The 16,606-nt window shown below is 63.6% G+C and carries 17 protein-coding genes; 14 read left to right on the forward strand and 3 right to left on the reverse strand.

The annotated features are described in order from the left end of the window. Positions 1 to 18 precede the first annotated feature (18 nt). The 13 genes from PARACOCCUSGL_RS0111435 to PARACOCCUSGL_RS0111495 all read left to right on the forward strand — a co-directional run bounded on the left by PARACOCCUSGL_RS0111435 (position 19) and on the right by PARACOCCUSGL_RS0111495 (position 10,908). A complete protein-coding gene (locus tag PARACOCCUSGL_RS0111435) occupies positions 19 to 483 on the forward strand; it encodes a membrane protein (protein WP_010396567.1) in 465 nt (154 codons plus the stop codon). Between the two features lie 86 nt (positions 484 to 569). Continuing rightward, complete coding sequence (locus PARACOCCUSGL_RS0111440) at positions 570 to 1,433, forward strand: LysR family transcriptional regulator (protein WP_138918338.1); 864 nt, start codon at positions 570 to 572, stop codon at positions 1,431 to 1,433. Between the two features lie 243 nt (positions 1,434 to 1,676). Further along, positions 1,677 to 2,513, forward strand: a complete 837-nt coding sequence (locus tag PARACOCCUSGL_RS0111445; RefSeq protein ID WP_010396572.1) for a hypothetical protein — start codon at positions 1,677 to 1,679, stop codon at positions 2,511 to 2,513. Positions 2,514 to 2,601: 88 nt separating this feature from the next. After that, on the forward strand, positions 2,602 to 3,846 hold the full coding sequence (gene mauB, locus PARACOCCUSGL_RS0111450; RefSeq protein WP_010396574.1) for a methylamine dehydrogenase (amicyanin) large subunit: 1,245 nt from the start codon (positions 2,602 to 2,604) through the stop codon (positions 3,844 to 3,846). Position 3,847: 1 nt separating this feature from the next. Then, positions 3,848 to 4,408 (forward strand): MauE/DoxX family redox-associated membrane protein, encoded by a 561-nt coding sequence (locus PARACOCCUSGL_RS0111455; protein WP_010396575.1) that lies wholly within the window; start codon positions 3,848 to 3,850, stop codon positions 4,406 to 4,408. Between the two features lies 1 nt (position 4,409). After that, a complete protein-coding gene (gene mauD / locus PARACOCCUSGL_RS0111460; RefSeq protein WP_010396578.1) occupies positions 4,410 to 5,009 on the forward strand; it encodes a methylamine dehydrogenase accessory protein MauD in 600 nt (199 codons plus the stop codon). Positions 5,010 to 5,052: 43 nt separating this feature from the next. Beyond that, positions 5,053 to 5,619: a methylamine dehydrogenase (amicyanin) small subunit gene (mauA, locus tag PARACOCCUSGL_RS0111465; RefSeq protein WP_010396581.1), complete on the forward strand. Its 567-nt coding sequence runs from the start codon at positions 5,053 to 5,055 to the stop codon at positions 5,617 to 5,619. Between the two features lie 83 nt (positions 5,620 to 5,702). Next, positions 5,703 to 6,098: an amicyanin gene (locus PARACOCCUSGL_RS0111470; RefSeq protein WP_010396583.1), complete on the forward strand. Its 396-nt coding sequence runs from the start codon at positions 5,703 to 5,705 to the stop codon at positions 6,096 to 6,098. Between the two features lie 22 nt (positions 6,099 to 6,120). Continuing rightward, complete coding sequence (gene mauJ / locus PARACOCCUSGL_RS0111475; RefSeq protein ID WP_010396585.1) at positions 6,121 to 7,029, forward strand: methylamine utilization protein MauJ; 909 nt, start codon at positions 6,121 to 6,123, stop codon at positions 7,027 to 7,029. 5 nt (positions 7,030 to 7,034) lie between these two features. Next, a complete protein-coding gene (locus PARACOCCUSGL_RS0111480) occupies positions 7,035 to 8,249 on the forward strand; it encodes a cytochrome-c peroxidase (protein ID WP_010396586.1) in 1,215 nt (404 codons plus the stop codon). Positions 8,250 to 8,268: 19 nt separating this feature from the next. Continuing rightward, complete coding sequence (napG, locus tag PARACOCCUSGL_RS0111485) at positions 8,269 to 8,934, forward strand: ferredoxin-type protein NapG (protein ID WP_010396587.1); 666 nt, start codon at positions 8,269 to 8,271, stop codon at positions 8,932 to 8,934. Then, positions 8,931 to 9,803: a quinol dehydrogenase ferredoxin subunit NapH gene (gene napH / locus PARACOCCUSGL_RS0111490; RefSeq protein ID WP_010396588.1), complete on the forward strand. Its 873-nt coding sequence runs from the start codon at positions 8,931 to 8,933 to the stop codon at positions 9,801 to 9,803. The genes napG and napH overlap by 4 nt, the downstream gene beginning before the upstream one ends. A gap of 88 nt (positions 9,804 to 9,891) precedes the next feature. Further along, entirely contained in the window at positions 9,892 to 10,908 is a 1,017-nt protein-coding gene (locus PARACOCCUSGL_RS0111495) for a GSU2403 family nucleotidyltransferase fold protein (RefSeq protein ID WP_010396589.1), read from the forward strand. Here PARACOCCUSGL_RS0111495 and PARACOCCUSGL_RS0111500 read toward each other — a convergent pair. Next, positions 10,905 to 12,236 (reverse strand): sigma-54 dependent transcriptional regulator, encoded by a 1,332-nt coding sequence (locus tag PARACOCCUSGL_RS0111500; protein ID WP_010396590.1) that lies wholly within the window; start codon positions 12,234 to 12,236, stop codon positions 10,905 to 10,907. The two genes, PARACOCCUSGL_RS0111495 and PARACOCCUSGL_RS0111500, sit on opposite strands and share 4 nt — an antisense overlap. Then, positions 12,233 to 13,921, reverse strand: coding sequence for an ATP-binding protein (locus PARACOCCUSGL_RS0111505; RefSeq protein WP_010396592.1), 1,689 nt, complete (start codon positions 13,919 to 13,921; stop codon positions 12,233 to 12,235). The genes PARACOCCUSGL_RS0111500 and PARACOCCUSGL_RS0111505 overlap by 4 nt, the downstream gene beginning before the upstream one ends. A 205-nt stretch (positions 13,922 to 14,126) precedes the next feature. Here PARACOCCUSGL_RS0111505 and PARACOCCUSGL_RS0111510 point away from each other — a divergent pair, with 205 nt between their 5' ends. Continuing rightward, positions 14,127 to 15,494, forward strand: a complete 1,368-nt coding sequence (locus PARACOCCUSGL_RS0111510) for a dicarboxylate/amino acid:cation symporter (RefSeq protein ID WP_010396593.1) — start codon at positions 14,127 to 14,129, stop codon at positions 15,492 to 15,494. Between the two features lie 72 nt (positions 15,495 to 15,566). Here PARACOCCUSGL_RS0111510 and PARACOCCUSGL_RS0111515 read toward each other — a convergent pair whose 3' ends face one another. Continuing rightward, the gene (locus tag PARACOCCUSGL_RS0111515; protein ID WP_029372105.1) at positions 15,567 to 16,580 is read right to left on the reverse strand and encodes a LacI family DNA-binding transcriptional regulator; all 1,014 of its coding nucleotides are present in this window, start codon (positions 16,578 to 16,580) and stop codon (positions 15,567 to 15,569) included. Positions 16,581 to 16,606: the final 26 nt, after the last annotated feature.

Consider the following 16,606-nt stretch of genomic DNA (forward strand, 5'->3'; position numbering starts at 1 on the left):
GTCGGCGGAGCAGAGCTAATGGACGACCTGGCGCTGGCCCGTATCCTGCATGTCGTGGCGGTCCTGATGTGGATTGGTGGCGTCGGTTTCGTGACGCTGGTGGTGATACCGGCGCTGCGCCGGCTTTACCCCCCGGACAGGCGGCTGGCCGCCTTTCACGCGATCGAGGGTCGGTTTGCCCCGCAGGCGCGGCTTTGGGTGCTGCTTGCCGGGGCTAGCGGGCTGTGGATGATCTGGCGCGGCGCGATGTGGGGCCTCTTTGCTGATCCCTCGTTCTGGTGGATGCACGCCATGCTCGCGGTCTGGCTTGTCTTTGCTGTCATGCTTTTCGTGATCGAGCCGCTGTTTTTGCACCGGCGCATGGCGACCTCACCCGACCCTGCGGCGGATTTCGACCGGCTGGACCGGATGCATCGCCTGCTGCTTGCCGGCTCGGCCATCGCGGTTATTGGGGCGGTGGGTGGTGCGCATGGATTGTTCTGATGCCGATTTGTCGGGCACAGCCCCTTTAATCCGGGCAGAAAACCAGATTAACTGCCCAGCATATGGGCAAATCTGGCGCTGCTGCAATGAACTGGGACGACTTTCGGGTTATCTCTGCCGTCTATCGGACTGGTTCGTATGTCAGGGCGGGCAGGGCGCTGCAGATCGACGAAACGACTGTCGCCCGCCGCGTAGCGCGGATTGAAACCGCCCTTGACGTCTCGTTGTTTGAGCCTGCCGATGGGCTGCGTCGGCCGACAGCGGCCTGTATGGCGATCATGCGCCCGCTGCATGATATGGAATCAGCGGCTGAAAGCATTCGCCGCCTGCTTGACCAACAGCATTTTGCTGAACGGGTGCTGCGCATCACTACTATCGCCGCCATCGCCGAACATTGGCTGGCCCCGAAACTGCCCGACCTTTTGGCCGAACTGCCAGAACTGACGCTGAGCATCGATACCTCGGACAACAATGTCGAAATGTCGCGATGGGAGGCCGATCTGGCCCTGCGCCTTGGAAGGCCCAAAAGCGGCGCTTTCCTGATGCGCCGGGTCGGAGAGATCAGCTTTTCCCTGGTCCGGCCCTGCACCATGGCGCCGGATACCGAGATGCTTGCCGCCTATCCCCAGATCCTTGCCGACACGCCCGAGATGGCGGGTCTGTTCACCGTGGTCAAAGACCGACCGATCCGGGTTGAAACCTCGAACCTAAACCTGATCCGGGCGATGCTGGCAAGCGGCCGGGCGGCGGGGATGTTGCCCGATCTGATGGCCCGGGATCTGGCGCGGCTCGACAATGTGATCGTGACGCCCATGTCGGCTTCACGCGAGATCTGGCTGCTGACGCAGCCCCATCTGCGCAACGATCCGCTGGCGCGCAGACTGTCGGAATGGTGCGCGACGCTGTTCCCTGCGCGCCGGGACGCAAAGACATCCGCAACCAAAGGATGAGTTGCCGCGCAGGTCAACCCGCAGTGTCCCTGAAATCAACCAATTGAACTGACTAAGTTATTTTCCGAACTGATTCGTTTCCTCTGCACCCGGCGTTTTTGCGGCCCCCGGCTGCAGAAATATGAATTTCGCCTGCGGGCAACAGCCTCCAGTCTGTGGTTGCGTCGGGTTCCGGCGATCTTTGGCGCTAACCGTGGCGAAAGGTCGCAGGGCCCCGGGGGACCGAACGAGAGGAGGCGGACGGTGACTTCGATTGACGATTTCCGATTAGGGGGTATTCAGACGGATGGTGTAGCGGACTGCACCGTCTTTCCCGGCAGCTTTTCCCGGACAAGCCGGCTGGCCATCATGGCGCTGGCCATCGCGGCTGGTCTTGGCGGTGGCCTGATTTTGCACAATAGCGGCTCGGGTATGGCGCTGTGGGGTTGCATTGGTGTTGCGGCTTTTCTGGGCGGCCTTTTGTCCACATGGTCGCCCTGTGGCTATTCATCGATCTCGCTTTTGCGGCCGACGGGCAAGGGTGCGCGGGCGCTGGTCGACTGGCTGCCGACCTTTGCCATGCATGGGCTTGGCTATGTCGCAGGGGCGCTGATCCTGGGCACGTTGCTGGGTGCCTTGGGGATGTCGCTGGGCTTTTCAGGCTTTACCAGCGGCTTTGGTCTGGCAGTGCTGGCGCTGATCGGGCTGGTTTATGGCGCGCATCAGCTGGATTTCCTGCGCGTGCCCTATCCGCAGCGCCGGGCGCAGGTGCCGCATGACGCCCGCCAGCGGTTTCCGAAATGGGTGGTCGGCGGACTGTACGGTTTGTCGCTGGGGCTTGATTACCTGACCTATGTGCAGACGCCGCTGCTTTACATGATGACCGCAGCTGCAATCCTGACCGGCAACCCTGTCGAGGCCATCGCCATTATCGCGCTGTTCAATCTGGGACGCTTTCTGCCGGTGGCTGTGAACCTGTTCCCGGTGACGGATTACGCCATTCAGGCATGGCTCGGACGCAATCAGGAACGCGCAGCCATCGCTGACGGTGCCATCCTGACCGCATTGGGCGCGGCTTTCGCCCTGCTGGCGATGATCTGACAATTAACTGAAATCTCTCATTTTTCCTGTTCTCCCTCTGTCCGGGTTCCCGGATGGGCCGGGCGAACACATCCCTGGGAGGAAAACCATGGCTCTTTCACGCAGAGCGACGATCAAGGACACACGGCTTTGGGGCCTGTGCGCGACCACATTTCTGCTGGCAACGGGTGCGGCTTTTGCGCAGGACAGCAGCCCGGACGAGACAATGACCGAGGGCCAGCGCGCCGCTGCCGAGGCTGCGCGCCAGCTTGCGGCGGGTGAGGCTGACGAGCCGGTGATCCTGAACGCGCCAAAACCCGATGCCCGGCGCGTCTATGTGCAGGACCCGGCCCATTTCGCCGCGGTGACCCAGCAGTTCGTCATCGACGGCTCGACCGGAGAGGTCCTTGGCATGACCGATGGCGGCTTTCTGCCTCAGCCGGTCGCAGCCAATGACGGCTCGTTCTTTGCGCAGGCGAGCACGGTCTATTCGCGCATCGCACGCGGTATCCGCACGGATTACATCGAGGTCTTTGATCCCGAAACGCTGGAACCTACCGCGGATATCGAGCTGCCCAAGGACTCGCGTTTTCTGGTCGGCACCTATCAGTGGATGAATGCGCTGACGCCGGACGACAAGAAATTCCTGTTCTATCAGTTCTCGCCCGCCCCGGCGGTTGGCATCGTCGATCTTGAGGCCAAGAAGTTCGACCGCATGATTGATGTGCCGGATTGCTATCACATCTTTCCGGCCAGCCCGACGGTCTTTTACATGAACTGCCGTGACGGCAGCCTGGCGCGGGTCGATATCGCGGGGGATGAGCCCCAGATCTCGAACAGCAAGGTCTTTCACCCCGAAGAAGAGCTGCTGATCAACCATCCCGCATATCCCAGCCGTAGCGGCAGGCTGGTCTGGCCGACCTATACCGGCAAGATTTACCAGATGGATCTGACCGCCGAAGAGGCTGGGTTCCGCAATCCGATCGAGGCCTTGACCGAGGCCGAGCGCGCCGAAGGCTGGGCCCCGGGTGGCTGGCAGCAGGTCGCCTATCATCGTAGCTCTGACCGGATCTATCTGTTGGTGGACCAACGCGCCGGGCATAAGCACAAAACCGCAAGCCGCTTTGTTCTGGTGCTGAACGCCGCGACGGGCGAGCGGATTGCCAAGATCGAGATGGGCCACGAGATCGACTCGATCAACGTCAGCCAGGATGCCGAGCCGCTGCTTTACGGTTTGTCGGCCGGGACACAGACCCTGCACATCTATGACGCCGCCTCGGGCAAAGAGCTGCGCAGCGTCAACCAGCTGGGCCGTGGGCCGCAGGTCCTCATCACCCATGACATGGAGTCATGAGATGGCGGCGTTTTTGCACGAACCGCTGATCCTCTGGACGCTACGCAGCTTTCTTGCGGCGCTGTTCGCGACGGCCGCAATCTCCAAGCTCGCGGGGATCGAAGAGTTCTATGGCGTGGTGCGGAATTTTCGCCTGCTGCCCGACTGGCTGGCGCGGGCCGTCGCGATGGTCCTGCCGGTGGCAGAGCTGGCCGTCGCGGTGGCGCTGCTTGTTCCGGCGCTGGCGCGGCCCGCTGCCCTTGTCGCGGCGCTGCTGCTTGCGATCTTTGGTCTGGCCATCGCCATCAACGTGCTGCGCGGGCGTACCCAGATCGACTGCGGCTGTTTTCGCGGCGGCATGAAACAACGCATCAGCTGGCTGGTCGTTGGTCGCAACGTCCTGCTGACCGGGCTGGCTGCTGCGGTGGCCGCACTGCATCCCTCCGCACGTCCGGCCGGGCTGGCCGAGCTTGCAACCGGGCTGATCGCCGGGGCGGTCCTCATGCTTCTTTACTTCAGCGCATCGCTGCTGGGCGGGCTCTCCGCCACGCAGAACGCAACCTCTACAGCGAAAGGCCGCTGACATGACCTATCTGATTGCCTCGAACATTCTGCTTTGGATCGCCTTTCTGGGTGTCACCATGGTCATGCTGGGCCTTATGCGCCAGATCGGGCTTTTGCATGAGCGCTCATCGCCCATGGGCGCGATGATCACCGACCACGGTCCCGATATCGGAGATCAGGCCCCCGAATTCGACCTGCCCGATTACTTCGGTCGTCCGGTCCATATCGGCGGTGCTTCGGCCGAGGGGCGTCCGACGCTGCTTATGTTCACTGCGCCGACCTGCCCGGTCTGCGACAAGCTGTTCCCGATCATCAAATCCATTGCCCGGGCCGAAAAGATCGGCGTGGTGATGATCAGCGACGGTGCGGCCGAAGAACATGCGCGTTTCCTCAGGAACCATGATCTTGGCCAGATCCGCTATGTCGTTTCGGCTGAAATCGGCATGGCTTTCCAGGTCGGCAAGATCCCCTATGGCGTGCTGCTGGATGCGAATGGAGAGATCAAGGCCAAGGGGCTGACCAACACGCGCGAGCATCTGGAAAGCCTGCTTGAGGCTGACAAGACCGGCTTTGCCTCGCTGCAGCAATTCATGGCCAGCCGCAAAAAGAACGCGGCCTGACCCGGCCGTTTCCGTCTCGACCCAGGCAGAGGGAGGATTAACGATGCTGGGGAACTTCAGATTTGACGATATGGTCGAAAGACTGTCCCGCCGGGTGGCCGGCCGCACCAGCCGCCGGGGTGCCATCGGCCGCCTTGGCGCGGTGCTGGCGGGGGCTGCCATCGTGCCGTTGTTGCCGGTGGATCGCCGCGGCCGCGTCAGCCGCGCCAATGCTGCCTCGGCCCCCGAGGGGGCGGATCCGCGCGCCAAATGGCAGCCGCAGGATCATGACGTGCAATCCTGCGACTATTGGCGGCACTGCTCGATCGACGGCAATATCTGCGATTGCTCGGGCGGTTCGCTGACCAATTGCCCGCCGGGCACCAAGCTTGCGACCGCGTCCTGGGTGGCCAGTTGCTATAACCCGACTGACGGGCAAAGCTATCTGATCGCCTATCGCGATTGCTGCGGTGCGAATGTGTCGGGCCGTTGTCCGTGCCTCAACACCGAGGGCGAACTGCCGGTTTATCGCCCGGAATTCGCCAATGACATCATCTGGTGTTTCGGTGCCGCGGATGACGCCATGACCTATCACTGCACCATCTCTCCTATCGTCGGCAAGGCAAGCTGACGATCCCGCCGGACGCGCTCCTCCGCCTGAGGCTCATGCGCCCTGGCCGCGTCCGGCACCCCGTACCTAAAGAGGACTTTTCCATGAATTTTGCCAAAACGTCGCGGTCTGTGCTTGCCGCTGTGATGCTGGTGGCGACCGGCGCCCTTTCTGCCCTGGCTGACGGGGCCATTGCGCCCGGTGGGTCCGTCTTGACCGCCGCCGATGTCCCGGCCGACGCCATCATCGTCAATATCGACAAGATGAAATACGACCAGCCCGAACTGACCGTTCAGGCAGGGGACACGGTCTATTGGGTCAACCGCGAGGTCATGCCCCATAACGTCGCCTTCAAAAAGGGCGTGGTTGGCGATGATGCCTTCAAGGGTGAGATGCTCAAGAAGGATCAGGCCTATGCGATCACCTTCAATGCGGTGGGCAGCTATGAATATCACTGCACACCCCACCCCTTTATGCGCGCCAAGGTGACGGTCGAGTGACCGGAACGGAAAGGAGCCGCCCATGTGGATCCCCTATGACATCCGCGCCGCACTTAAGGCTGAAAGCAGCCGGGACAGCATCAGCCTGTCACGGGCCGACGCCCGTATGCGGGAATTTCTGGTCGGCTTCTTTCTGCGCAACCCGGTCGCCCAAATCTGGGAGCTGGATCTGTTTGTCCCCGAGGATCTGCACCTGCCTCAGATCGGGGATCAGGCCGAAGGCGGCGCCGGGCCAGTTCGGATCAGCCTGCACGGCAATCAGGGCGGCAAGCTGGCCGAGATCCTGTGCCGCCTTTCGGCCCCTTCGGCCGAGGAGGCGCTGGCCCGCGCCCATGCCGCGATCAAACCGCGTATCCTGCGCTATCTGGTGGAAACCGGGCGCGGCATGGCCATCGCAGGCTGGCGTATCGCCGATCTGACCCATGATGCGCGCTGGCGCTGCACGCCTTTCCGCCCCAGCGCCCTGCAGCTGGATCTGGCCTCGCTGGCCCCGGTTGCGCCCGATCTGGTCCCCATTGTCACCTTGTTTCAGCGTGCCCGTAACGCCACCGATGCGGCAAGCAGGCTGATGGCAGGCTTTGCGGTCCTGCACGCCGCCGCGACCGGCCACGCCGCGCTGGCGCGCTCGGGTGCGGCCAGCCTGAGGGTCAGCGAAGAGATGCTGATCCACTCTGGCGCCATCAACGCGCCCGAGGATTTGCAGGGCATAGGGCTGGCGGATCTGGTCGGATTGTTGCGTCCCCATCATGACCGGCTGTTCACGGCAGAAGGGGTGCTTGCACCGCTGGCCGACGATCTGGCTGCACAGAAACTCCTTTCGCAACTGGCCAATCTGGCCGATCTGGTCGCCCATCGTCTGATCGTGGCCGAAACTCGCGCCCGCAACCATGCCGCGCCATCGCTGGTCGGGCCCGAGGGGGTCGGGGTCTGAACGCCATGTCTTTTCCGCGCTCCCTTTCGCCTTTTTTGCTGGTCCTTGCGCTGATCGGGGCCGTGGTAACGGTCGGCGCGGCGACCGGGCGCACCCCCCGCCCAACCTCCGGGCAGGTGCAGCACGATCTGACCGAGCTTGGCCAACGGCTGTTTCATGATCCCGCGCTGTCGCGGAACGGCACCCAGTCCTGTGCCACCTGCCATGATCCCGAGTACGCCTTTACCGACCCGCGCGAAGGGGTGGCGGGCCGGGCGGTTTCGCTTGGCGATGACGGCGTTTCCTATGGTGACCGCAATACGCCGACGCTCAGCTATGCCGCACTTAGCCCATCGTTTCACCGTGACGCCAAGGGCCGCTACAAGGGTGGGCAGTTCTGGGACGGGCGGGCCGATGACCTTGAGGATCAGGCCGGCCAGCCGATGCTGAACCCGGTCGAGATGGCGATGACTGACAAGGCGGCGGTGGTGGCGCGGCTGCGTGACGAGCAGGGCTATCAGGAAAGCTTTGCCGCGCTTTTTGGTCCCGGCGCGCTTGATGATGTGGACAGGGCCTTCAAGGGGGCCTCGGCCGCGCTTGCGGCCTATCAGCGCAGCCAGGAATTCATGCCCTTTGATTCCCGCTTTGACCGCTGGCAGCGCGGCGAAGAAGGCCTGACCCCGCAGGAAGAGTTCGGCTATACCGTCTTTATCACCTGGAACTGTCGGTTGTGCCACCAGTTGCAAAAGCAGGGCGTGGTCGAGCGCGAGACCTTCACGAGCTTTGAATATCACAACATCGGCGTGCCAGTGAATCCCGGGGCCCGTGCAGCCAGCGGTCTGGGGCCGGATCATGTCGATCTGGGGCTGCTTGCCCGTCCCGGTATCGACGATCCCGCGCAGGCCGGGCGCATCAAGGTGCCGACCCTGCGCAATGTCGCTGTGACCGGGCCCTATATGCATAACGGCGTGTTCGAGGACCTGCGCACTGCCGTTCTGTTTTACAACAAATACACCAGTCGCCGGCCTGAATCGCGCATCAATCCCGAAACCGGTCGGGATTGGGGGCAGCCCGAGGTGGCCGAGAACCTGTCTCTGCCCGAACTGCAATCGGGGCTGATGCTGAACGATGCGCGGGTCGATGCGCTGGTGGCTTTTCTCGAAACGCTGACGGACCGCCGCTATGAGCCGCTGCTGGCCGAACAAAAGCGCATCCGCAAGGAGACGGCCCCGACCGACTAGAGCCCGAAAGGAACGCAGGATGGCATCCAGCAAGCGCAAGATGACCCGCCGCACGGCCATGCAAGAGATCGCGCGTGGCGCCGGGGCGGCCTGTCTGGGCGGGTTCTCTCTGGCGGCGCTGGTCAGATCGGCCTCGCATGCTGATGCCCGCGCCCTGCGCCCGCCCGGAGCCCTGCCCGAGCCCGATTTCCTGGCTGCTTGCGTGCGCTGCGGGCTGTGTGTGCAGGCCTGTCCCTATGACACGCTGTCGCTTGCTGAATGGGGGGCAGAGGCCGCGGTTGGCACGCCCTTTTTCACCCCGCGACAGGAACCCTGTTACATGTGCAGGGACGTCCCTTGCGCGCGTGCCTGTCCGACCGGGGCGCTTGACCGCGAGATACCTTCGATCCGCGATGCCGATATGGGCGTCGCAGTGCTGGTCGGGCACGAGGATTGCCTGAATTACAAGGGGATGAATTGCAGCATCTGTGTCCGGGTCTGCCCGATCCGGGGCGATGCGATCACCCTTGAACCGGGCGAGGTGGACGGCCGCAAGATCATGATCCCGACCGTGCATTCGCGCCATTGTACCGGTTGCGGGACTTGCGAAAAGCATTGCGTCACCGGCCATGCATCGATCCGGGTACTGCCGCGCGATCTGGGTCTGGGCGGTCCGGGGCGCAACCGCGCGGGCAGGCCGGCATGATTGGCCCGCTGATCAGTGAGAGCCGACGGCTCAGCCTTGGTAAGCGGGGCTGGCTGCGCAGCCATAAATGGTGGCTGCTGCGCCGGTTCAGCCAGATAACCCTGCTGGGGCTTTTCATGCTGGGGCCATGGGGGGGGATCTGGATCGTGCGCGGCAATTTCGCCGCAAGCGACATCGCCGGGCTGGTGGTGCTGGCCGACCCTTATATCGTCGTGCAGGGCATTTTCGGCGGCGCCATACATGCCTGGCCGGTGCTAAGCGGCGCGGCTGTGATCACACTGGCCTATCTGGTCCTTGGCGGGCGGACCTATTGCGGCTGGGTCTGCCCGGTCAATATCGTCACCGACACGGCCTTTTGGCTGCGCGAAAAGACCGGGCTGACGCGTGACCGCAAGCTTGACCGCCGCAGCCGGCTGGTCATTCTGGCGGGGACGCTGTTTGCCTCGGCCCTGACAGGCGCTGTGGCGTGGGAGTTCGTCAATCCGGTCAGCCTGCTGCAACGGGCGCTGATTTCGGGTATCGGCTTTGGCTGGAGCATCATTCTGGCGGTGTTCCTGCTTGACCTATTTGTCTCGCGGCGGGCGTGGTGCAGTCATCTTTGCCCGGTCGGAGCATTTTATGGGCTGATCGGGCGGGGCGCGCTGGTCCGCGTCTCGGCCACAAGGCGCAGCGCATGTACTGATTGCGGCGCCTGCTTTAACATCTGCCCCGAGCCGCATGTCATCGTCCCGGCGCTGAAAGGGCAGGGTAGTCCGCTGATCCTGTCCGGCGATTGTCAGAACTGCGGCGGCTGTATCGACGCCTGCCCGGTCGATGTGTTCCAGATCTCGACCCGCCGGCCGTGGCTGCAAACCGGGGCTGCGGAATAGCTGGCAACCTCTACCCCACGAATAATTTATTGTGGGGTATTAGAGGTTCTGCTATCTTACCCCACGAATTTATCTTTGTGGGGTAATCATGGTGCAGCATCTTTCCCCCGTGGCTGTGGCAGCATGGACCGATCTTTTGCGGCATCTCAAGGACGCTGCGGTCAGTGAATTGCACGGTACGCCCCGGCTCAAGACGATCGGGCAGAAAAAATACTGGTACGATCATTTCCGCCTCGGGGACCGGATCATCGACCGCTATATCGGCGAGGACAGCGATGAATTGCGCGCGCGTCTGGAACAGCTTGAGGCCTTGCGCGCGGCCGAGCGTAACAGCCAGCGCGAACGTTCGCGCCTGATGCGCATTCTGCGGGCCGAGGGCTGTTTGATGACCGACCGTGGTTCTGGTCAGGTGATTTCGGCCATGGCACGGGCCGGGGTATTCCGGCTGGGCGGTACGCTGGTCGGGACCCAGGCCTTTCGCTGTTACGAAGGCGAACTTGGCGTCCGTATCGGTTTTGACCAGACCGCAATGACCGACGATATCGACATCGCGAGCTTTCAGCGCCTGTCGCTGGTTCTGGGCGATCAGGTGACCGAGCCATTGGCCGAGGTGTTTCGCGACCTGCGCTTTGACCCTTTGCCAGCCGTTGACGGACAGCGGGTCTGGCGCTGGCGTCAGGGTGAGCAACAGACGCTGGTCGAGTTCCTGACCCCCTGTTTCGACGGCACCGAGGGGCTGCGCGATCTGCCCGCACTTGGCGTTTCGGCGCAGAGCCTGCATTACCTGAACTACCTGATTGCCGATCCGATCCGGGTGCCGCTGCTATATCGTTCAGGGTTTCTTATTCAGGTGCCAAGGCCCGAGCGGTTTGCCATCCATAAGCTGATCGTTGCCGACCGCCGCCGTGACGGGCCTGATACGCTGAAATCGCGCAAGGATCGGGCGCAGGCCGAATTCCTGATCGACGTTCTGGCCGAGGAACGGCCCGATGATTTGCGCGACGCCTATGAAACCGCGCTAGAGCAAGGCCCCGCATGGCGAAACCGGCTGGCCGCGTCGTTGGGACGGATGCCGCATCTGCGCGCGCGGCTTGAGGCACTTTAGCCCGGCCGGAAATCGGCGGGGCGGATGCCGTGGCGGGTCAGCTTGTCATAGAATGTCTTGCGCGGCAGCCGCAGCCTGGCCATTGCCTGCGTGGCATTGCCCTGGGCCAGTCGCAGCGCCTCGCGGATCAGTTCGGCCTCATATTCCCCGACCAGATCGGCAAGCCCGGGGGCCTCATCCCCCTCGGCCGGCGGGTCAAAGGGGGTTAGCCCCAGCGCATGGCTTTCGGCGAACTGCTGCAATTCGCGCAGATTGCCCGGCCAGCCATAACCGACCAGCCGCGCCTTGACTGCACCGGTCACTGGCGCGACCGGCAGGTTCAGCCGGGCCGAGGCCGCCAGCAGGAAATGGCGAAACAGCTCGGGAATGTCCTCGCGCCGCTCGGCCAGCGGAGGCAGAGTCAGGGTCGCGCCTGACAGCCGGTAATACAGATCGCCCCGAAACGCCCCGGCCTGCACCAGACGCGGCAGCTCGGCGTGGCTTGCGGCAATGACCCGCAGGTCCAGAGGTCGGGGGGCCGCGGTGCCGGGGGGCTGGATCTGGCGCGCCTCGATCAGTGCCAGCAGGCGGGCCTGCAAGGGCGGGGCCAGCGCCTCGATTTCGTCCAGATAAAGCGTGCCGCGATGCGCGGTCTCCAGCCGGCCGGGCTGGCGCGGGCCACGGCCCTGCTGCTCGGTCCCCAGCATCTCGGCCTCAAAACGTGCCTCGTCCAGGGCGGCGCAGGCGATATGGACAAAGGCGCGGGCGCGGCGCGGGCTTTGCCGGTGGATGGCGCGGGCCACGGTTTCCTTGCCCGAGCCGCCGGGGCCAAGGATCAGCACGTCGCTGCCTGCCTCGGCAAGGCGCGAGATCGTCTCGCGCAGATGCTGCATAAAGGGGCTTTGCCCGATCAGCCGGGTTTCGCGCGCAGCACTGTCCTGTTGCTGGCGGCGCAGCGCCCGGTTTTCCAGCACCAGCGCCCGGTTCGAGGCCGCCCGCGTCAGCGCCGCAGCCAGCGTGTCGCCGCCAACCGGTTTGGTCAGAAAGTCATAGACCCCCTGTTTCAGGGCTGCGACTGCCATCGGCACATCGCCATGTCCGGTCAGTAGGATCACCGGCAGATCGGGGTCAAGCGCATGGATGCGCTGGAACAACTGAAACCCGTCCATGCCGGGCATGCGCACATCTGACAGCACCACCCCCGGCCAGTCGCGACCCAGCCCGTCCAGCGCGCTTGCCGCATCGGTAAAGGTTTCGGCGCGAAAGCCGGCCAGATGCAGCGCCTGCGCCTGCGCCTCAAGCAGGTCGGGATCGTCATCGACAAGGCGGACAAGTGGAGCGTCGGTCATTGAGCTTTCGGCAGGTCCAGATGAAAGGTTGCGCCTTCGCCTTCGCGCGGTGGCTCGGCGGTCAGGCTGCCGCCCAGATCGCGCGCGATTTCTTGCGAGATGACCAGACCAAGGCCCAGCCCCTCGGGTTTGTTGGTGGCAAAGGGGGTGAACAGGCTGGCCGCGATCTGGGGCGCAAGGCCGGGCCCGTTGTCTGAAATACTGATCCGCAGCATCGCCCCGTCATCCCGCAGAGTGACCCGGATTTCGGGACCGGGACGGCCGATAAGCGCCTCTTGGGCGTTTTGCAGCAGGTTCACAAGGATCTGCTCCAGTCTTACCGTTTCGGCCATCGCACGCAGGCCCGGGGGGATCTCGGGCAGGATCAGCCGGATATCCTGAGCGCGCCGCCCGCTGGCAGTCAGCAACAATGCCGCATCCAGCGCCTCTTTGATCGCAACCGGGCCAAGCGTGCCAGTGGCCTTGCGGGAAAAGCCGCGCAATTCGGTGGTGATCTGGGCGATGCGGTCGGTCATGCGCAGCACCTGCGACAGGTTGCGGCTGACCTCGGGCGCGTCCTTTTCGTCCAGCATCTGACGACCGTTTTCGGCCAGCAGACGGATCGTGGCCAGCGGCGTGTTCACCTCATGCGCGACGCCGGCTGCGATCTGGCCAAGGGTTGCCAGCTTGTTGGCCTGCACCATCTCGCCCTGCAATTGCGACAGCCGCTGTTCGGAGGTGCGGCGTTCGCGCATTTCGGTGGTCAGGTCACGGGTACGCTCGGCCACGGCGCGCTCCAGATCGGCGCGATAGCGGCGCTCGGCCTCGATCCGGCGGGCGGTGCGGCTACGGATGCGCAGCGCCCAGAACCCCGCGCCGGCAAAGAGGGTAAAGAGAAAGCCAAAGGTCCCCGCCGCCAGCAGGGCCGCCCGCGATGCCTCGGCCGCAGACGCCCGTAACCAAAGCACCCAATCCGCACCCGGCACCGCCAGCCGGGCCGAAACCTGACCAGCGGGCTGGGGCGGCATCGGCATGAAGCGCAGCGCAGGCTGGCTTGTCAGGATCACCTGACCGGAGCTGTCAGTGACAAGCGTGGTTTCCTCGGCCTCAGCCCAGCCTTTCTCCATCGGCTCGAACTCGACCTTAACCACGATGACGCCAAGGGCGTGTCCCGCCTGCGGTATGTCATGCGACAGATAAAGGCCCGGGCGGTTGCTGACCGTGCCAAGCGCGAATTGCGTTGCTTCACCGTGGTCCAGCGCATCGGTGAAATAGCTGCGGAAACTATAGTCCGAGCCGACGAAACTGTCCGGTTCATGCCAGTTCGAGGCGGCGATCGCGATCCCGTCGCGGTTCAGCAGGTAGATCACCGCGCTGCTGGTCTGTTCCTTCAGCCGCCCAAGCTTTTGCGAAACCCGGGCGACATTCGCGCGCGAAGGGTCCATCAAAGCCTGCCGCACAGCCGCGTCATCTGCAAGCACGGTTGCCACCACACGCTGTTTGGCAAGAACGCTTTCCAGCGTCTGCACCCGGCTTTGGGCGCTGATTGCCAGCCGCCCGGTCAGTTCGCGCGTGGCACTGGCCTGCGCAATGCGAAAGGTCAGGGCAAGCAGCAGGACAAGCACCAGAACAAGCGCCGCCACAACCATCACCCGCCGCAATGTCAGGCGGGGGCTTTCGCTATGCGAATCGACGGTGGCGACCATGGTTTTCCCGGGAATCAGGCTTGTGCGGATTCCCACACTAACAGATCAGATCTGTGCGGAAAACCACACATATGCGCCGGAGTGATCTGCGTAAAAAGCCATGATTACAATGCATTGCTGTCATGCGCGCGATTTTTGGGCGCCGCCGCCTGCGAATTTATCATGGCCGTCACATTGCCGTCATACGCAGGTTGGAGGAGGCCCCATGCACATCGACACCACGGCCGCGACGGTCGCTCACGCACCGCGGCCATTTTACAGGCATCTATATTTTCAGGTTCTTTGCGCCATCTTCGCCGGTGCGCTGATCGGACATTTCTACCCCGAGACGGGCGAGGCGCTGAAGCCTTTTGGCGATGCGTTCATCAAACTGGTCAAGATGATCATCGCCCCGGTGATTTTCCTGACCATCGTCACCGGGCTGGCCGGTATGGGTACGCTCAGGGGCGTGGGTTCGGTCGTCGGCAAGGCCTTTGGCTATTTCCTGACCTTTTCGACGCTTGCCCTGATCGTCGGGCTGATTACGGCCAATGTCATCCGCCCCGGTGCTGGCATGAACATCGATCCCGCGACGCTCGACGGCAGCAAGGTCGCCGATTACGCCGCCAAGGCGCATGAGACCTCGCTGACCGGGTTCGTCATGGACATCATTCCGACGACGATCACCTCGGCCTTTGTCGATGGCAATATCCTGCAGGTGCTGTTTGTCGCCATCCTGTTCGGGATCGGTCTGATCCTGATCGGCGACAAGGGCAAGCCGGTCGTCACCCTGTTCGAGGCGATCAGCCACGCCGTCTTTCGTATGGTCGATATCCTGATGAAGGCCGCGCCCATCGGGGCTTTTGGAGCCTTTGCCTTTACCATCGGCAAATACGGCATCGCTTCGGTGATCAATCTGGCGACGCTGGTCGGGACCTTTTACCTGACCTCGGCGCTGTTTGTGATCGTGGTGCTCGGCACGGTCTGCATGGTGAACGGGTTTTCCATCTTTCGGCTGATCGCCTATCTCAAGGCCGAGATCCTGCTGGTGCTGGGCACCTCGTCCTCGGAATCGGCGCTGCCCTCGCTGATGGAGAAGATGGAGCGCGCGGGCTGCCGCCGCTCGGTCGTGGGGCTGGTCGTGCCGACGGGCTACAGCTTCAACCTCGACGGGACCAATATCTACATGACGCTGGCGGCGCTGTTCATTGCGCAGGCGACCAACACCGATCTGACGCTGCAACAGCAGATTCTGCTGCTTTTGGTGGCGATGCTGTCGTCGAAAGGCGCGGCGGGTGTGACCGGGGCGGGCTTCATCACCCTGGCCGCGACGCTTTCGGTCGTGCCCACGGTGCCTGTCGCGGGTATGGCGCTGATCCTGGGTGTGGACCGTTTCATGTCGGAATGCCGCTCGATCACCAACTTTATCGGCAATGCGGTGGCGACCGTTGTCGTCAGCCGTTGGGAAGGCGCGCTTGATCGCGACCAGTTCGACCGCGCCCTTGCCGGAGATCTGCGCGGCGATGTCCAGCCGATCCATGATCTGCATGGCGCCCCGGCTGGCCTGCAACTGAACGAGGCCAGCGCCGACTGATTCCGGTTCCGGGGAATGGTTCCTTGTTGAACGGTTCTGAAAGGGCGTCCCACCAGGGTGCCCTTTTTTCGTTCAGCGTTGCGGCGCGGCTGTTGTTTCGCGCAGCATCAGTTCGGGCTCAAGCAGGGTTACGGTGGGGATTTCCTGCCCCGCGATCCGGTCAAGGATGATCTGCGCCGCCTTGCGCCCGATCTCGCGCTTGGGCTGGCGGATCGTGGTCAGCGCCGGGGTCAGGTGCGAGACCAGTTCGATATCGTCAAAGCCGATGATCGACAGATCCTGAGGCACGCTAATGCCTGCGCGCCGCAGCCCGGACATAAAGGCGCAGGCCATCTCATCGGAAAAGGCAAAGACCGCGCCGGGCCGGTCGCGTGCGGGCAGGGCGAGCCAGGCCTCGGCTGCGCGCTGGCCTGACTGCATGGTGAAATCCCCGGGAAACCCCGTGATGCGCGCCGATCCTGCCGCCGCCTGCGCACCCGCAAGCCGGTCCTTGTGCAGCACATTGTCGGGCGGTCCGCCGATCAGGCCGATATGGTCATGGCCAAGATCGCGCAAATGGGTAACGGCCAGTTCCGCGCCCTTGCGGTTATCAAGCATGACGCGCGGCAGTTCCACGCCCTCGATCCATTCGCAGGCGGTGATGACCGGGGGCAGGTCGGGCCGTCCGGCCAGATCGTTAAAGGGCGCAAGTCCGTCCATCAGCACGATCCCGTCTGCGCGCGAAGGATCCAGGAAACGGTCAAGCCGGGTGTGGCGGCCGCTGTCCTCAAGCGTGTCGGCGACCAGCAGGTTATAGCCCGCCCTGGCCAGTTCACGGCCCATGCCGTCAAGGATCTTGGCGAAAAAGGAATTGGCCAGATTGGGCAGCAGCGCCACCACGCATCCTGTCCTTTGCTTGCGCAGGTTGCGGGCGGCGTGATTGATCCGATAGCCGGTTTCCGAGACGGCCTTCAGCACCGCCTCACGCGTGGCCTCGGCAACAAGCCCGGGGCGGGACAGCACACGGCTGACGGTGGCGGCAGACACACCGGCGCGCCGCGCGACATCCGACAATCTGGCCCTTCCGGGCGGGCTTTGGTTCCTCATCACCCAAGATTACGCCTGCGCTCTTG

Source organism: Paracoccus sp. TRP (genome assembly GCF_000185925.1).
Taxonomy (GTDB): domain Bacteria; phylum Pseudomonadota; class Alphaproteobacteria; order Rhodobacterales; family Rhodobacteraceae; genus Paracoccus; species Paracoccus kondratievae.